The sequence below is a fragment of the Anoxybacillus eryuanensis genome (assembly GCF_051200995.1).
In the GTDB taxonomy this organism is placed as follows: domain Bacteria; phylum Bacillota; class Bacilli; order Bacillales; family Anoxybacillaceae; genus Anoxybacillus; species Anoxybacillus tengchongensis.
This window is the reverse complement of the sequence record NZ_JBPODS010000006.1, coordinates 1-13,145: the sequence shown is the minus strand read 5'-3', so window position 1 is coordinate 13,145 and position 13,145 is coordinate 1. Positions and strand designations below refer to the sequence as shown.

General features: G+C 37.4%; 19 protein-coding genes. 5 read left to right on the top strand and 14 right to left on the bottom strand.

The genetic code is table 11. The annotated features are described in order from the left end of the window. Positions 1-8 precede the first annotated feature (8 nt). Positions 9-737: a pyruvate formate-lyase-activating protein gene (gene pflA / locus HNQ84_RS07890; protein ID WP_435621759.1), complete on the top strand. Its 729-nt coding sequence runs from the start codon at positions 9-11 to the stop codon at positions 735-737. A gap of 8 nt (positions 738-745) precedes the next feature. On the opposite strand, the gene pgmB is transcribed toward pflA, so the two are convergent. The 8 genes from pgmB to HNQ84_RS07850 all read right to left on the bottom strand — a co-directional run bounded on the left by pgmB (position 746) and on the right by HNQ84_RS07850 (position 6,758). Continuing rightward, a complete protein-coding gene (gene pgmB, locus HNQ84_RS07885) occupies positions 746-1,411 on the bottom strand; it encodes a beta-phosphoglucomutase (RefSeq protein WP_435621758.1) in 666 nt (221 codons plus the stop codon). Continuing rightward, positions 1,404-2,120: a TrmH family RNA methyltransferase gene (locus HNQ84_RS07880; RefSeq protein WP_032101675.1), complete on the bottom strand. Its 717-nt coding sequence runs from the start codon at positions 2,118-2,120 to the stop codon at positions 1,404-1,406. The genes pgmB and HNQ84_RS07880 overlap by 8 nt, the downstream gene beginning before the upstream one ends. 18 nt (positions 2,121-2,138) lie before the next feature. Beyond that, positions 2,139-2,618, bottom strand: coding sequence for a Cys-tRNA(Pro) deacylase (gene ybaK, locus HNQ84_RS07875; protein WP_435621757.1), 480 nt, complete (start codon positions 2,616-2,618; stop codon positions 2,139-2,141). A 140-nt stretch (positions 2,619-2,758) separates the two neighbouring features. Then, positions 2,759-3,172: a hypothetical protein gene (locus tag HNQ84_RS07870; protein ID WP_435621756.1), complete on the bottom strand. Its 414-nt coding sequence runs from the start codon at positions 3,170-3,172 to the stop codon at positions 2,759-2,761. Positions 3,173-3,177: 5 nt separating this feature from the next. Continuing rightward, a complete protein-coding gene (locus HNQ84_RS07865; RefSeq protein ID WP_435621755.1) occupies positions 3,178-3,858 on the bottom strand; it encodes an ABC transporter ATP-binding protein in 681 nt (226 codons plus the stop codon). 4 nt (positions 3,859-3,862) lie between these two features. Beyond that, positions 3,863-5,161, bottom strand: coding sequence for an ABC transporter permease (locus HNQ84_RS07860; protein ID WP_435621754.1), 1,299 nt, complete (start codon positions 5,159-5,161; stop codon positions 3,863-3,865). Positions 5,162-5,179: 18 nt separating this feature from the next. Further along, positions 5,180-6,298: an ABC transporter permease gene (locus tag HNQ84_RS07855; RefSeq protein WP_435621753.1), complete on the bottom strand. Its 1,119-nt coding sequence runs from the start codon at positions 6,296-6,298 to the stop codon at positions 5,180-5,182. An 88-nt stretch (positions 6,299-6,386) separates the two neighbouring features. Beyond that, positions 6,387-6,758, bottom strand: a complete 372-nt coding sequence (locus tag HNQ84_RS07850) for a hypothetical protein (RefSeq protein ID WP_435621752.1) — start codon at positions 6,756-6,758, stop codon at positions 6,387-6,389. Positions 6,759-6,805: 47 nt separating this feature from the next. On the opposite strand from HNQ84_RS07850, the gene HNQ84_RS07845 reads away from it, so the two are divergent. After that, a complete protein-coding gene (locus tag HNQ84_RS07845; protein ID WP_435621751.1) occupies positions 6,806-7,339 on the top strand; it encodes a helix-turn-helix domain-containing protein in 534 nt (177 codons plus the stop codon). Between the two features lie 14 nt (positions 7,340-7,353). Continuing rightward, positions 7,354-7,869 (top strand): IS630 family transposase, encoded by a 516-nt coding sequence (locus tag HNQ84_RS07840; RefSeq protein ID WP_435621750.1) that lies wholly within the window; start codon positions 7,354-7,356, stop codon positions 7,867-7,869. A 127-nt stretch (positions 7,870-7,996) separates the two neighbouring features. Here HNQ84_RS07840 and HNQ84_RS07835 read toward each other — a convergent pair whose 3' ends face one another. The 6 genes from HNQ84_RS07835 to HNQ84_RS07810 form a co-directional block, all read right to left on the bottom strand. Then, positions 7,997-8,599: a hypothetical protein gene (locus HNQ84_RS07835; RefSeq protein WP_435621749.1), complete on the bottom strand. Its 603-nt coding sequence runs from the start codon at positions 8,597-8,599 to the stop codon at positions 7,997-7,999. Further along, positions 8,596-9,222 carry an ABC transporter ATP-binding protein gene (locus HNQ84_RS07830; RefSeq protein WP_435621748.1) on the bottom strand — a complete coding sequence of 209 codons (627 nt, stop codon included), beginning with the start codon at positions 9,220-9,222 and terminating at the stop codon, positions 8,596-8,598. Before HNQ84_RS07830 ends, HNQ84_RS07835 begins: the two co-directional genes overlap by 4 nt. A gap of 16 nt (positions 9,223-9,238) precedes the next feature. Next, positions 9,239-9,958: a DUF2705 family protein gene (locus HNQ84_RS07825; protein ID WP_435621747.1), complete on the bottom strand. Its 720-nt coding sequence runs from the start codon at positions 9,956-9,958 to the stop codon at positions 9,239-9,241. Then, positions 9,955-10,677 carry a WxPxxD family membrane protein gene (locus HNQ84_RS07820; RefSeq protein ID WP_435621746.1) on the bottom strand — a complete coding sequence of 241 codons (723 nt, stop codon included), beginning with the start codon at positions 10,675-10,677 and terminating at the stop codon, positions 9,955-9,957. The genes HNQ84_RS07825 and HNQ84_RS07820 overlap by 4 nt, the downstream gene beginning before the upstream one ends. Then, on the bottom strand, positions 10,667-11,434 hold the full coding sequence (locus HNQ84_RS07815; protein ID WP_435621811.1) for a DUF2705 family protein: 768 nt from the start codon (positions 11,432-11,434) through the stop codon (positions 10,667-10,669). Before HNQ84_RS07815 ends, HNQ84_RS07820 begins: the two co-directional genes overlap by 11 nt. Before the next feature lie 90 nt (positions 11,435-11,524). After that, positions 11,525-11,950 (bottom strand): DUF2712 domain-containing protein, encoded by a 426-nt coding sequence (locus HNQ84_RS07810; RefSeq protein ID WP_035049408.1) that lies wholly within the window; start codon positions 11,948-11,950, stop codon positions 11,525-11,527. 189 nt (positions 11,951-12,139) lie between these two features. Between HNQ84_RS07810 and HNQ84_RS07805 the strand changes: the two genes are divergently transcribed. Both HNQ84_RS07805 and HNQ84_RS07800 read left to right on the top strand, forming a co-directional pair. Then, complete coding sequence (locus tag HNQ84_RS07805) at positions 12,140-12,310, top strand: hypothetical protein (RefSeq protein WP_435621745.1); 171 nt, start codon at positions 12,140-12,142, stop codon at positions 12,308-12,310. After that, positions 12,301-13,077, top strand: a complete 777-nt coding sequence (locus tag HNQ84_RS07800) for a polyprenyl synthetase family protein (protein WP_435621744.1) — start codon at positions 12,301-12,303, stop codon at positions 13,075-13,077. The genes HNQ84_RS07805 and HNQ84_RS07800 overlap by 10 nt, the downstream gene beginning before the upstream one ends. Positions 13,078-13,145: the final 68 nt, after the last annotated feature.

Here is a 13,145-nt window from a genome sequence, read left to right as displayed (position 1 = left end):
AAAACAATATGAACGGATTTATTCATTCGATTGAATCGTGCGGAACAGTGGATGGTCCCGGCATTCGTTATGTCATTTTCACCCAAGGCTGTTTATTGCGTTGTCAATATTGTCACAACGCAGATACGTGGGAAATTGGCAAAGGAAAGCAAATGTCCGTCGATGAAATCATCGCTGATGCCCAAACATATTTGCCGTTTATGCAAGCATCTGGCGGCGGGATTACAGTAAGTGGCGGAGAGCCACTTTTACAAATCGATTTTTTAATTGAACTTTTTCGTCGCTGTAAGCAACTTGGCATTCATACAACGATTGATTCATCAGGGGGATGTTATACGACGGAGCCGTCGTTCCAACAAAAGCTTGATGAATTGCTTCAATATACAGATTTAATTTTGCTAGATTTAAAACATATCGATGAAAAAAAACATCGGAAACTAACAGGAAAAACAAATGAACATATTTTAGCTTTTGCTCGTTTATTATCTGAGCGAAACGTACCCGTCTGGATTCGTCATGTGCTCGTTCCAACCGTCACAGACGATGAAGAAGATTTACATCGCTTAGCTGACTTCATTCGTACGTTACGCAACGTCGAAAGAATTGAGGTGCTTCCGTATCATCAACTCGGCGTGTACAAATGGAAAGCGCTCGGGCTGACATATCCGCTTGAAGGCATCCCGACACCATCAGAAGAACGTGTTGAAAAAGCAAAACAAATATTAGGCGCAAAATAAGCTGGTCGTCATTGACCAGCTTTTTGCATAAACCGTTTTTTTAACTCTCCCCACGTCAATTGTGTTGTCTGTTGAACGAGCCAATCAGGAGATAGTAGAGCTAAATGAGCTCCGATGCCGACGGAAAACATATTTGTTTGCTTAATCGCTTTCATACCCGCCTCTCCGTCTTCAATGGCGATACAACAAGACGGATCGACATGAAGCTCTTTCGCAGCTGTTAAAAAAATTTCTGGATCCGGCTTCATGCGCGTAATTGTTTTTACATCGACAATGACGTCAAAAAAAGAATGTACGCCAAGACGTTCAACAACAATACGTGCGTTTGAACTTGACGATGCGAGTGCCATCGGGACGCCGTCGCGCTGAATGTCGCAAAGAAGATCCCTCATTCCCGGCAACACGTCATTTGGCGACAATTGCTCGATCAACTCGCGATAATATTGACCGCGAAGGTCGCCAAGAGCTCGCTTTTCTTCTTCCGTCCATTCATGCGCTTTTTCACCAAGAAGCGCCTCAACCATCGCCTGTCTGCTCATGCCTTGTAGCTTTTGATTAAGCTGTCGATCAAACGGCACTCCAATTTCATCCGCGACACGTTTTGTCGCAATATAATATAACTCGACTGTATTAGCAATGACGCCATCTAAATCAAAAATCACCGCTTCAATCATTGCGTCCTCCCATTTGACTTTCCACCATTTTTCTTAACCGCGGACTAAGCGAAAGTTTCATCCAATGATCATATATTTCCTTCTTTTCCGTAAGCGACAAACAGTAGCGCCCATTCGCCTCTTGTTTTGCTCGCTTCGTGACATCGTACAGAGAGATGGCAGCAGCAACGGAAATATTAAAGCTTTGCACAAAGCCGTTCATCGGAATGATAAACTTCCCATCCGACAAAGCAAGCGCCTCTTCCGATACTCCGCGATGCTCATTTCCGAACAAAAGCGCCGTTGGCTTCGATACGTTGATTTGTTCAAGCGGAATCGTTCCCTCTCCTAAATAGCTTGCATATACTTGATAGCCGTTTTGTTGGAGGTGGCGAATGGCCTGTTCAATCGATGAATGTTTATGCACGGTTAACCATTTGTCCGCATGTCGCGTCACCCATTTATTCGGTTCAAACGGAGCGGCTCCGGCGACAACATGAACGTCTTGAATGCCAAACGCCTCGGCTGAACGTAACACCGCTGCTTGATTGTGCGGATCATCAACCGCTTCCGTCAAAATCGTAATATATCTTGTTCGTTCGCTTAACACATCATACATGCGCTTTAAGCGACTCGGCAAAATCATTTCCCAAAGCAAGCGATTGTCGTCTGTCAACAGCCCTTCTTCCATGCGTTGCTTTAGCCATTGACGTTCTTCCTCTTTTGTCATTCTCATGCGCCAACCCTCCTACGCTTTGATGACATGTGCGGTTTTCCCTTTCGTTAACTTTAATAAATCTTGAACAAAAAGTTTCATTTGCATGCCGATTTTCCCTGCACTCACAATGATTTGTTCGTGCAAAAGCGCCGATTCGTCGACATATGTGGCATACATTTTTTTCATTCCAATTGGCGAACAACCGCCACGCACATACCCTGTCATTTTTTCGATATCCGCCACAGGCAACATATGCACACTTTTTTCACCGACAACGGTCGCCGCTTTTTTTAAATCTAGTTCTGCGGCGACAGGGATAACAAATACGTAAAGTTGACCGCTCGCCCCTTTTGTGACAAGCGTTTTATACACCATCTCTTCACGTTGTCCAATTTTTCTCGCAACGGATATCCCATCAATTTGTCCATCTGTATATTCGTAAGTCAACAGTTCATACGGCACATGTGCGCGATCAAGCATGCGCACAGCATTCGTCTTCGCTTGTTTCACGATCGTCCCTCTCTTTCCTCTATTAGTGTACCATAAACAAAAAGAAGGGACATCCTTCATCGGACGTCCCTTATCTCAACTTTTATATGATGTAGGTAGTTGGCTTGTTGTATAGGAAAGTCAGTAGTTATCGACATATTTTATTTCTCACCAGATTTAAATATCAATATGTATTTTCCATCTGTATCTTTGTTTGTGTAATATTTCGCCCTCCATACTCCTTTTTGTGGCGTTACATTCAATTGCTTATTTAACGGTTGCGCAATCGTGACTTCCCCTCGATCGATGATATTTCCTTTTGGATCGTACAGCTCATATGTCAAACTACCGCCTTTGAGCTGAATGCGATGGTTAATATGCAACTTTTCGTACTTTATTTTATTCACCTCAATGGTTGCTTCGAAAACACGATATTTTTCCTCATACTGTTCAGGTAAAAATAATCCCTCTGCGGATGATTCAAAAGTCTCTTTGTATATGAACGTATAATAAAATATACCTAACAAAACAATAAACGTAAGACTGCCGAACAAAAGCAACAACTTTCTGCTCATTCACACTACCCCTTTCCCTTATCTAGCTGAATGCATCCATCACTAAGATAAATCATGCGATTAGCATAAGAAGCTATTTTTTCATCATGTGTAATGACAATGATACATTTCCCCTCTTCGTTCATTTGCTGAAGGAGCTCCATTACTTTCTCACCATTTTGACGATCAAGCGATCCTGTCGGTTCATCAGCTAAAACGATGTTCGTTTCCGCTACCATCGCCCTCGCAATAGCAACTCGTTGCTTCTGTCCCCCCGATAGCTTAGAAACATTCTTTTGTCGCAAATGAAAAATGCCAAGCTTGTTTAAGTAATATTCAACTTTTTCGCGTCGCTCCTTTTTTGACATGTTTCGTTTTAATAATGGGAGTTCAACGTTTTCAAATACAGTGAAGTTTGTCATTAATGCAAAGTGTTGAAAAATAAAACTGACTTTTTTATTGCGAATATCACTTAGCTGTCTGTCATTTAATCTCGTTACATCTTCCCCTTCAAGTCGATATACTCCTTCTGTCGGGACATCCATACATCCGATAATATGTAGTAAAGTCGATTTTCCCGATCCAGAAGGTCCCATAATTGCAATAAACTCTCCATGTTCAATTTGTAGACTTACCTGACTTAGCGCCTTCGTCGCGTATTCATCCTTACCGTATATTTTTGTTATATTTTGTAATTCAATGAACATCTATTTATTCCCTCCCTTCCACCAAATTGCGCAATGCTAATTTATTTACGTTCCAAAGTGGAATAAATGAAGATAGCAAAACGATAAAACATGAAACAACCATAATTTTTACGTACAACGACCAAGTGAACGCTTGCAAACGAATGTTATATTCAAAAAATGTATCTTGCCATTCTGTCCAATAACTTAGCACAACACCGATAATGGCTGAAGTCATCACAAGTAAAAACAATTCCATCACAACTATTCGCTCGATATCACGTTTGCTCGCCCCAGTCACCATCATGACCCCAATATCGTATTTACGTGCTTGGATAGAAGATATCGTCACAGAAATTACCCCAATGAGTGTAACAGCAACGAAAAACAAGCCAACCATAAAAGTAAATCGGGCGCTTTGTTTTGTATTATTTTTATACTCTTCCATCTCATTGGAAATTGTTTTTAACGTCGGATAAATACCAAGCTCTTTCCCTTTCTGTTCGATAGTTTTTTCGACAGATGAAAACTCCCGCTTATCAGATAACTGCAAAAATAGGTTGTTTAGCCGCACTGCAACATCCATCGGTCTTCCATCTCTTTCCTCAGGAAAATATGGAGCGACAAAAAAACGATCTAGCTCATTCGCGTGATCAATAAGATAATCATTGGCGGATAACCATTTCGCCCCTTGTTCCAATATCCCAACGACTTCGTATGTAACAAAAAACGCATTCTCTCCTAATCCAGCTAGAGCTTGAAACCGATCTCCAATGTGAAATACATCGCGATAATCATATCCTATTAAAATAGGAATCACATCTTTGTTTGTTTTCTCAAAGTCCTCTTTGCTCAGTTCCCTTCCTTTCATTAATTGAAACTTTGAAAAAAGACGATATATGTCATAGTCGAAATATATAATTTTTGTACTATCTGTATACGATTCCATACGAGTATTTGCATACAATTGTTCATTTTTTCGCATGTATCGTGTTTTATTTGCGAAGTTTTGTGGACTAATCGTCGTTTCTTCAAAAGATCCGTATCCCTTTACATTTGGTATTGTTTTTATAAATTTTTCAAGCTTGCGAAATCTCTCTACAAACCATTGACTATCGTCACCATCTGGAATAAACAATCGAATGGTCGTTTCTTCTTTCATATGTGTAACAGAAAATAGTTGTTTTTGTTGATAACGAATTGTCTCGATTGTGATCAGCGCATGATTGATGACCCAAAACGATACAATGAGTTGAACGATCATTAATGCTATGATCCATTTTCTTTGCCACATGCTTTTCAAATTGAGTAGCATATACTTCATTTTTTATCTCCTCAATTTCTACTTTTTATGTATGACATGAATAGGTTGCACACAAAAAGCACGAAAAGCTGGAACGATAATTGCAGTTAGTGATGAGCAAAAAACAAATCCAATTGCTGCTGAAAAGTGCAACAAAGAAATATGTAATGGGAATCCTACCCATTTTTCAAATATATGCTGAAATAGCCATTGCACACCATACCCAAAAACGACTGCAATACTACATAATACAACCATCTCACTAAAAATCATAAAAACGATGTCGCGATTCGTATATCCGAACGCTTTCCTTATTCCAATTTCATATATTCTCTCTTGTACCCAATAAAACGATAAATTCACAACATTAACTAAAGAAAGTAAGTAAATAAGAACGATAAGCATGAGGCGATCACCAATATCAATTCGGAACGATAACTGTGCTTCGTATGGAAAAGAATCAATGCTTGCTTGTGGAAATAACTTCTCTGCTTGCATACGAATAGATTTTTCATCCTTGTACGTATCTTTTTTAGCATTATAGAGTGTCAATGTAATTTGCTGCTGACTTAATAATTTACTAATAACACTCGGCGGTAATGACGTCATTGGAATAAGAACTTGTGAATCCAATAATCTTGAATTTTCTCCCATTATCCCAATTATCCCAATACACTTGTATCGCTCACCCGATAAGACAATATAGCGCTCATTCCCAATGATCGTTGTATCTTTTTCCCATTCGGATCCTATAAGGGCTACTTTTTCTCCGCTTTTCATTTCTTTCTTGGTAAAATAGCGTCCTTCTTTTATAGGTAGACGAGGTTCAACAGACTCCCTTACATGTTCCGGGGTCACCATTATGGGCATGCCATCATGCAAAAGAGCCGCACCTTCTAATATAATCCCTGTTTCCTGATCTATATTGTCAAACAATCGAAAAAGATCATTCCATGTTGGTTCATGTGAAAATGCTACCATTAGCTTTGTTGCATGCGGCGGAACATATTGCTCAAGCTGTCTTTGAAGTAAATGAGAATAATTTATACTAGAAATACCGATTGAAATCATCAGTAGTGATATAACTAAACCTAAAACTGCAAAGGCAGTTGTAAATGGATGAGCACGCCATTGACTCTTAAAAGATTGAAAGGACATATAAACCACCTTCCACAAACGCGATAAATCAAAATGAAACGAAAATAAATAAGCATGAGGCTTATTTATTTTCGTTTTACAGAAGGCATCAATCATCACGTAATGAACGGACAACTAACTCTTTATTCGTAGCTGTATCATTAATGGAATGGCGACTTTGATAGACATCCACACCTGTCCAAGAATAAGTTGCTTGAGCCCATTCCTTATCCTCTTGATATTTGTATCCTTGCATTTTATTATTTTTCCACATTTCTAACCTTACAGCTACTTTGTAACCACTCTTAGGATTGATAAATTTTGTATCCGCTACTGCATTATCATTATCAAATAAATTCCAATCAACATCCAACTTATAATTTGCTTGCAAACCTTTGTATTCTAATATCCCGCTCTGAACCTCAGCATATATATACATGCACTTTAAAGTAATGACTTCTGTATGAACATCTTTTTTCATGGCTATACTGCTCCTAAGTATTTCTATACAAAAGGAGCGGAATTGGCATGAAACGTTTGAAAATCACAAATGATCACGGTTGGACACCTCGAACACTTCGGAAACAAGAACGGAAAATCAAAGATGCTTCTCTTCGTGTTCGAGTGACCGCTGTTCGTCTTGTCATGGAAGGTCACCTCGGTAAAGATGTCGCGAAAATGGTCAATGTATGCCGTCAATCGGTTGCCCTCTACGTTGCACGTTTTAATGAGGGTGGGCTCGATCATCTACTCGATCGTCGGTTGCCGCCTGGTCGTGTGCCATTTCTTACGGAAGAACAACAACAACAAGAAATCAGACAACTCGTGTTAACTACTACACCTGTGGATGCTGGCTGGGGCATTGCTTCATCATGGAACACGCGTATTTTACAATCTTACATCCAACATACCTATGGCGTTTCGATGTCACGTGAAGGCATTCGTAAGTTATTGCATCGTCTTCGTTTGTCATGGACACGTCCGACTTATAAGCTTGTGAAAGGGAATCCAGAACATCAAGCTGCTTTTCAAAAGGAACTCGAATTTATAAAAAAAAACTAATTACCGAGAATGCCATGCTGTTTTATGTGGATGAGACACATGTTCGCGCTTATCAAGCGCTACGTACGACATGGGCAGAAGTAGGGAATCAGAAACAGGTGCCAAGCTACGGACACCATGACCATGTGTCCATTTTTGGTGCAGTTGACGTTCAACAAGGCGATGCGGTGTTTCATCGTGCATCATCCGCCAATGCCGAAACGTTCCTTGGCTCTTTGCGTCGATTGAAAGAGAAATATGTGGATCGATTCCTCGTGCTTGTGTTGGACAACGCACGCATTCATCATGCCAAGATGGTGCAAGCCTTTCTTGATGGCGAGGAAGGCGATGCGTTTCATTTCATCTTTTTGCCACCGTATTCTCCACAGTTGAACCCGATTGAACGGCTGTGGAAGTGGTTGAAAGATGAAGTGATTGCCAACGTTTTTCACAAGGATCAAAACGACATGGCCCAATCCATTACTCGTTTTGAACAGTACGTTCTACAACACCCGGATGAGGTGTTGCGTCGCATCGGGTGTACTGCGTAAATCAGAGGTTAAAACGTCAATTTGGATGTATATAGATGAAAACCGAAACGAAAAATCGGAAATGCTTTATTGCAACTTATGTACTCTTCTCTATAAATTTGATTTATGCAGTCATTAGCTAAATATTTTACGTTTTTTTAAGAATCACAAACACATGTTTCGACTCAGCAAATAAATTTTTGTACACTTCAAAAATCTGTCCTTTTTTGCAAACTACTTTGTAATATTTATCTTTACTATTTTGAAAATCATACGTATGAATGACATCACGCTTTGACGATAAAAGCTGGACAAACGGTTTTTCTTCTGTATTCTTGCTCAAATAAGTGATTATATATTCTCCTTCGGGAATTTGCCTGCCTACAACATAGAAACCAGAATGTTTAATTTGATAAATCCCATCCCCTCTTTCCTCTATTTTTTCAAATCGTGAGGGCTGAAGACGAACTTTCCCATCCCCTTCTACATATACATGCTCTCCATGACGCAAACGAACAGCCAGCCATCGATCTCCCTCATTCATTTTCATCTGCATAAACTTTACTTGTCCATTTAATACGATTACATCATATACTCCCTCATCCATGTTTCTTCCAACAACATAATCACCCGATTGTATGACTATCTGCTTTAGTTGTTTATCATCAAAAATATTTGTATATTGAAAGGTAAAAACAGCGATAGACAAGAGAATAATACTCAAAAAAATAGCAAGTTTCCCTTTATTCATAGAAGGAGCTTCCCTTCGCTCATTTTTAAAGCAACGTCACATAAATGTTGTAAATCTTCTTTGATATGGCTTGCTAGAATAATAGTGGCTCCTCTTTTTTTCTCTTCTAAAAGAATTTGCTGAACGAGTTCGACTCCTTCATCATCAATTGCATTTGTAGGCTCATCCAATAAAATGATATGCGGCTTTTCAAAAATAGCTTGGGCAATATTCAAACGTTGCTTCATTCCTAATGAATATTTTTTTACTTTTGTTTTTAAAAATGGATCCAAGCCAACACGATGAAGTGCCTTTCTAATCTCTCCTTCTGAAGCAACTTTTTTAACCTTTGACAGAATATAAAGATTTGTATATGCATCGTATTGAGGTAAAAGTTCCATATTTTCTATAATTATCCCAATACTAGACGGAAATGATATATCCCTATGTAACACTTTCCCATTTATCACGACTTCACCCTCAGTCGGAACAATTAAACCCGCCAAAGCACGTAGTAACATCGTCTTTCCAGATCCGTTTTTTCCAAATAATCCGTAAATTTTCCCTTCTTCAAATTGATAACATATATCTTTTAATACGTACGTACTTTTTATTTTTTTACTCAAATGACGAACATCTATCATTTTTCATCCCCTCACTTCATAACCAGTCCATTCTTTTTGCTTTTCGAGCCGAAAAATAAATGAATAAAAATTGGCTAAACAATAAAATCAAACACCCTATAGAAAAATGGATAACGTCATGTTCAAAAGCAGTTGAACTACTTAATCCATTACGAAATCCCATCCCATAATCGGGAATGAAAAAATAATGTAACCAATTTAGTCCATCGTGCAATTCATTTGACAATAAAATAGACAATAAGACATACAAGTTGACAATAAGATGAGAAAGCCTAGCTTCAACATACAATTCTAAAAACCATTGCACACAAACGAGCGTATATATCATAGATAAATACATATACAACCCTTTTATACCATTCGATGTCCATACATTGTCACTACATGCACGAAATAAAAGCATGATAAATGTTTGAATAAAGACAAAAAACGCCATGACAGCAAATGCATATATATGTTGCTTTAACATCCATTTCACCCTATTATAGCTACGCACAAAAAGAACAATTGCATGTTTTCTCACATATTCTAAATGACCTGAGAAATAAAAAGTAATGCTATAAATTGGAAAATGCCAAATAAGCAAATATTTATATACCAAGCTATGTGAAGATGTAAACGGAACACCGTCAACAAACAAGCCGTAAAAAGAAAAAAGTTGAAAACGATTCGCAAAAATAGCTTGAACGATAAATGAGCCTACAACAAAAAGGAAAAAAGAAAAATGACGAGTCATGACATAAAATCCTTTCTTTCATATAAAAATGAACACATAAAGAAAAGGAAGAAAACGAGAAGAGCTTGTCTTATATAAGCAAATAAAAACTCTATTATCGTCCAACGATTTTCGAACCATTGTGTATACATGGTTAAGTCCTTCATCGGTCCCCACGATGTAAATATAAATAATTTTTCTATAAAAAACCAAACCCCAACAAGGAGCAACGTTAGAAAAAATGCTACGTTTAATTGACGTGTTAAATGTTTAAAGCATTGATGTATAAGACCAACAGATGTATAAAATAGCGACAATAGAACACCGTTGCATAGAGCGATATGAAAAAAGCTCACTTCCTGTAACTGTTCAAAAGAAAAAAAACGACTCGTCCATAATACATTGACAAACGTATGCATAAAAGAAAAAACTATCGCTACAATAACTATTTCAATAAATTCTCGTACATATAAATGTCTCCGTTTTGCAAACCGCACAATACAATAAATAGGCTTCGATAAAAAGAAATGATTTAAACAAACGATAAACGGAATAGTATAAAACAAAGCATACGCTTGTATCGAACTATATCCAACTGCACTACTATTCATAAGTAATAATGTTTCCACAAACGAAAGGCGTAAATGACTTTGAAATACAAAATGTCTATTTTGAATAAACCAAACGAATGAAAAAAACACCCATAAGATAATAACTATAATCGCTCTTTTAGCTTTCATTGTATTTAACCTCATACACAAATACAAAAATGGCAATCAGTAAGAATACAAACTTAGCGAACAAAATAGTTGGAATAAGCACGTCTAGTCCGTATTCGGTAAAAGGTTGAAAAAGATAAACTATAGAGTCTCTTTTCAAAATCATTAAAAACCAAACAAGAAACGAAGCAGCATAGGCATATTTCCGATCAAGGAAAAACAAACTCATACTGCTCCCCAGTAATCCTGCAAAGCCAGCCATAAAGCAACTTATTATAGAAAAAACCAATATTGTTATATACGGATGATTTACACTAAATTGAAACAACGCGTTGCCTTCAATGTTTAATTCCATCACTCCTTTCGTAAACGTACCCCCTGAAAAAATAATTGAAACAGTCATAAAGTTTACAGCTAATGCAACGAGCATAGTAACAAAAGACAAGACAAACGATAACAGCATCTTATGCAAAACATATTTTTTCTTTCCGATTTTACTTATCAGAATATAACGATACCCCGTTTGATAATCTTGAATTGGATCATCTGCCAATAACATTAAAAAGTAAATAGGTAAAAACCAAATCAACATAATTTGTGGTGCATGTCCAATGCTTGAACCTGTCAAAAAAAATGCAAAAGCAGGATGAAAAACTTCACTTGAGTTTTTTTGATACATGAGCAATTGTACAATTTCAAAAAATGGTATGCATAAAACTATGCAAAAAGAAAGCCAAGAGCGTTTATTTTTTAGGATTCTATACATATGACTACATATCATTTTTATCACTCAACTTTTTTCATTGTTTTATTGAGATGAGAACCGAAGATGGTCATAAGTGATTATCTTCGGTAAACAAGTATTCCATTAATTTGTTTCTTCATCCCAGTAACCACTTATTACGTAGCTATCTGGACTATAGTTATTGTTTTCAGCGCCTAAACGCACATTTGATTGATTTGCCGTACTAAAAGCTGAATAATAATGGGCACCGCTACCTTGCTTTACATCATGTGTATCAGATACTCTTGTCCCAGATTTATCTAACCAGAAAGTAGCGATAGAACCGACCCCTTCAGAAGAATAAGTTAAATTAACCTTCCATTTGTTATTCGGATCAGTAGTCTGTCTATATCGAGATTCAGAATAACTATTTCCATAGTTAGGCTTCAGCTCGAAACTAAAACCAATATTATCATCGCTAGCATAAGTGAAGTTTGCAAAAGTCAAAACCCCAATTCCCATAGCTAGAGAGAGTCCTAAATTGTAGTATTTCTTAAGCTTCTTCCTCATTTTCTTCCCCACCCTAATTTAGAATTTTCTCGAGCCGGCTCACTTTCAGTCTAGCACAAACTTCCATCCTATCATATCCGTATTTTCCGCAATTTTCATTGCGGAAAATACCTATTTTTCAAAAAATAAATGACAAATGTTTCATTATAAAGTAGAATTTTGTACAAAAAGGATTGGAGGGATAAGAAGATGGAAAAGAACTTATGGACGATAATTCAGGAAATGAATAGGAAAGCAGCTATTACACCAGCAGACTGGGAGGATGCGAAAGAACAACTTTCTCTTGAGGCATTTCTCTCGCTCCACGAGTATTTTAACAATAAAGAGTTAAGTAGAGAAAAAGGAGATCAATGGCTTTGACTTATATAGGAAGAAGAGAAATGCAGTCATTTATGCTGCGCTATTTAGACGAATACTCCCTCATTCAAAAAGAAATATGTGAACGTATTCAATTTTTACTCCATTCCCCTGGAAAATTATTTCATGAACATACACGTTTTTGCTGGGGGGAGTTCTATACTTATATCGCGAAATTTCACAACCATGTACAAACTGAAATGGTTATTCCATATGCTGTTGCCATTGAATTTTTAATTTTAGCAACAGATCTATTTGATGATATTGCAGACGAAGAAAAAAACAATAATGTGAGAGAACACGCATCTATGGGTGAAATGATTACGATGGCTAATACATTATTTGTCGAGGCCATACATTTAATTGCTTTGCATACACCTAGAAACTTAAAAAGAGAAATATGTCGCATAATGAAAGAACTGAAGGAAGCATGTAATGGACAATGGAACGATTTGCATTTTACTATTGACACATCCGTTCCAACAGAAGAACAATATTTTAAACTAATCTCACAAAAATCATCATCATTAACAAGACTTGTTTGTCAACTAGGAGCTGGTTCTTTGGCGTACAAGTGGTACGACATTGCAACATATATTGGAATAAGTGGTCAACTGCGTAATGATGCAAAGGATATTTTATGTGACCAAAAAAATGACTTGATATGTAAAAAAGCGACTCTGCCTCTTATTAAAGCTTTAGAATACAGTTTGATGCATGATAATGGGTGGTTATTGAACAAACTATATACATCCAATTTAAAATTTTAACCTCTGATTTACGCAGTACACCCGATGCGGCGCAACACCTCATCCGGGTGTTGTAGAACGTACTGTTC

Coding starts and splice junctions, on each gene's coding strand:
- pflA (WP_435621759.1), top strand. CDS start 9: ATGAACGGATTTATTCATTCGATTGAATCGTGCGGAACAGTGGATGGT.
- pgmB (WP_435621758.1), bottom strand. CDS start 1,411: ATGATTGAAGCGGTGATTTTTGATTTAGATGGCGTCATTGCTAATACA.
- HNQ84_RS07880 (WP_032101675.1), bottom strand. CDS start 2,120: ATGACAAAAGAGGAAGAACGTCAATGGCTAAAGCAACGCATGGAAGAA.
- HNQ84_RS07870 (WP_435621756.1), bottom strand. CDS start 3,172: ATGAGCAGAAAGTTGTTGCTTTTGTTCGGCAGTCTTACGTTTATTGTT.
- HNQ84_RS07865 (WP_435621755.1), bottom strand. CDS start 3,858: ATGTTCATTGAATTACAAAATATAACAAAAATATACGGTAAGGATGAA.
- HNQ84_RS07860 (WP_435621754.1), bottom strand. CDS start 5,161: ATGAAGTATATGCTACTCAATTTGAAAAGCATGTGGCAAAGAAAATGG.
- HNQ84_RS07855 (WP_435621753.1), bottom strand. CDS start 6,298: ATGTCCTTTCAATCTTTTAAGAGTCAATGGCGTGCTCATCCATTTACA.
- HNQ84_RS07850 (WP_435621752.1), bottom strand. CDS start 6,758: ATGAAAAAAGATGTTCATACAGAAGTCATTACTTTAAAGTGCATGTAT.
- HNQ84_RS07845 (WP_435621751.1), top strand. CDS start 6,806: ATGAAACGTTTGAAAATCACAAATGATCACGGTTGGACACCTCGAACA.
- HNQ84_RS07840 (WP_435621750.1), top strand. CDS start 7,354: ATGCTGTTTTATGTGGATGAGACACATGTTCGCGCTTATCAAGCGCTA.
- HNQ84_RS07835 (WP_435621749.1), bottom strand. CDS start 8,599: ATGAATAAAGGGAAACTTGCTATTTTTTTGAGTATTATTCTCTTGTCT.
- HNQ84_RS07830 (WP_435621748.1), bottom strand. CDS start 9,222: ATGATAGATGTTCGTCATTTGAGTAAAAAAATAAAAAGTACGTACGTA.
- HNQ84_RS07825 (WP_435621747.1), bottom strand. CDS start 9,958: ATGACTCGTCATTTTTCTTTTTTCCTTTTTGTTGTAGGCTCATTTATC.
- HNQ84_RS07820 (WP_435621746.1), bottom strand. CDS start 10,677: ATGAAAGCTAAAAGAGCGATTATAGTTATTATCTTATGGGTGTTTTTT.
- HNQ84_RS07810 (WP_035049408.1), bottom strand. CDS start 11,950: ATGAGGAAGAAGCTTAAGAAATACTACAATTTAGGACTCTCTCTAGCT.
- HNQ84_RS07805 (WP_435621745.1), top strand. CDS start 12,140: ATGGAAAAGAACTTATGGACGATAATTCAGGAAATGAATAGGAAAGCA.
- HNQ84_RS07800 (WP_435621744.1), top strand. CDS start 12,301: ATGGCTTTGACTTATATAGGAAGAAGAGAAATGCAGTCATTTATGCTG.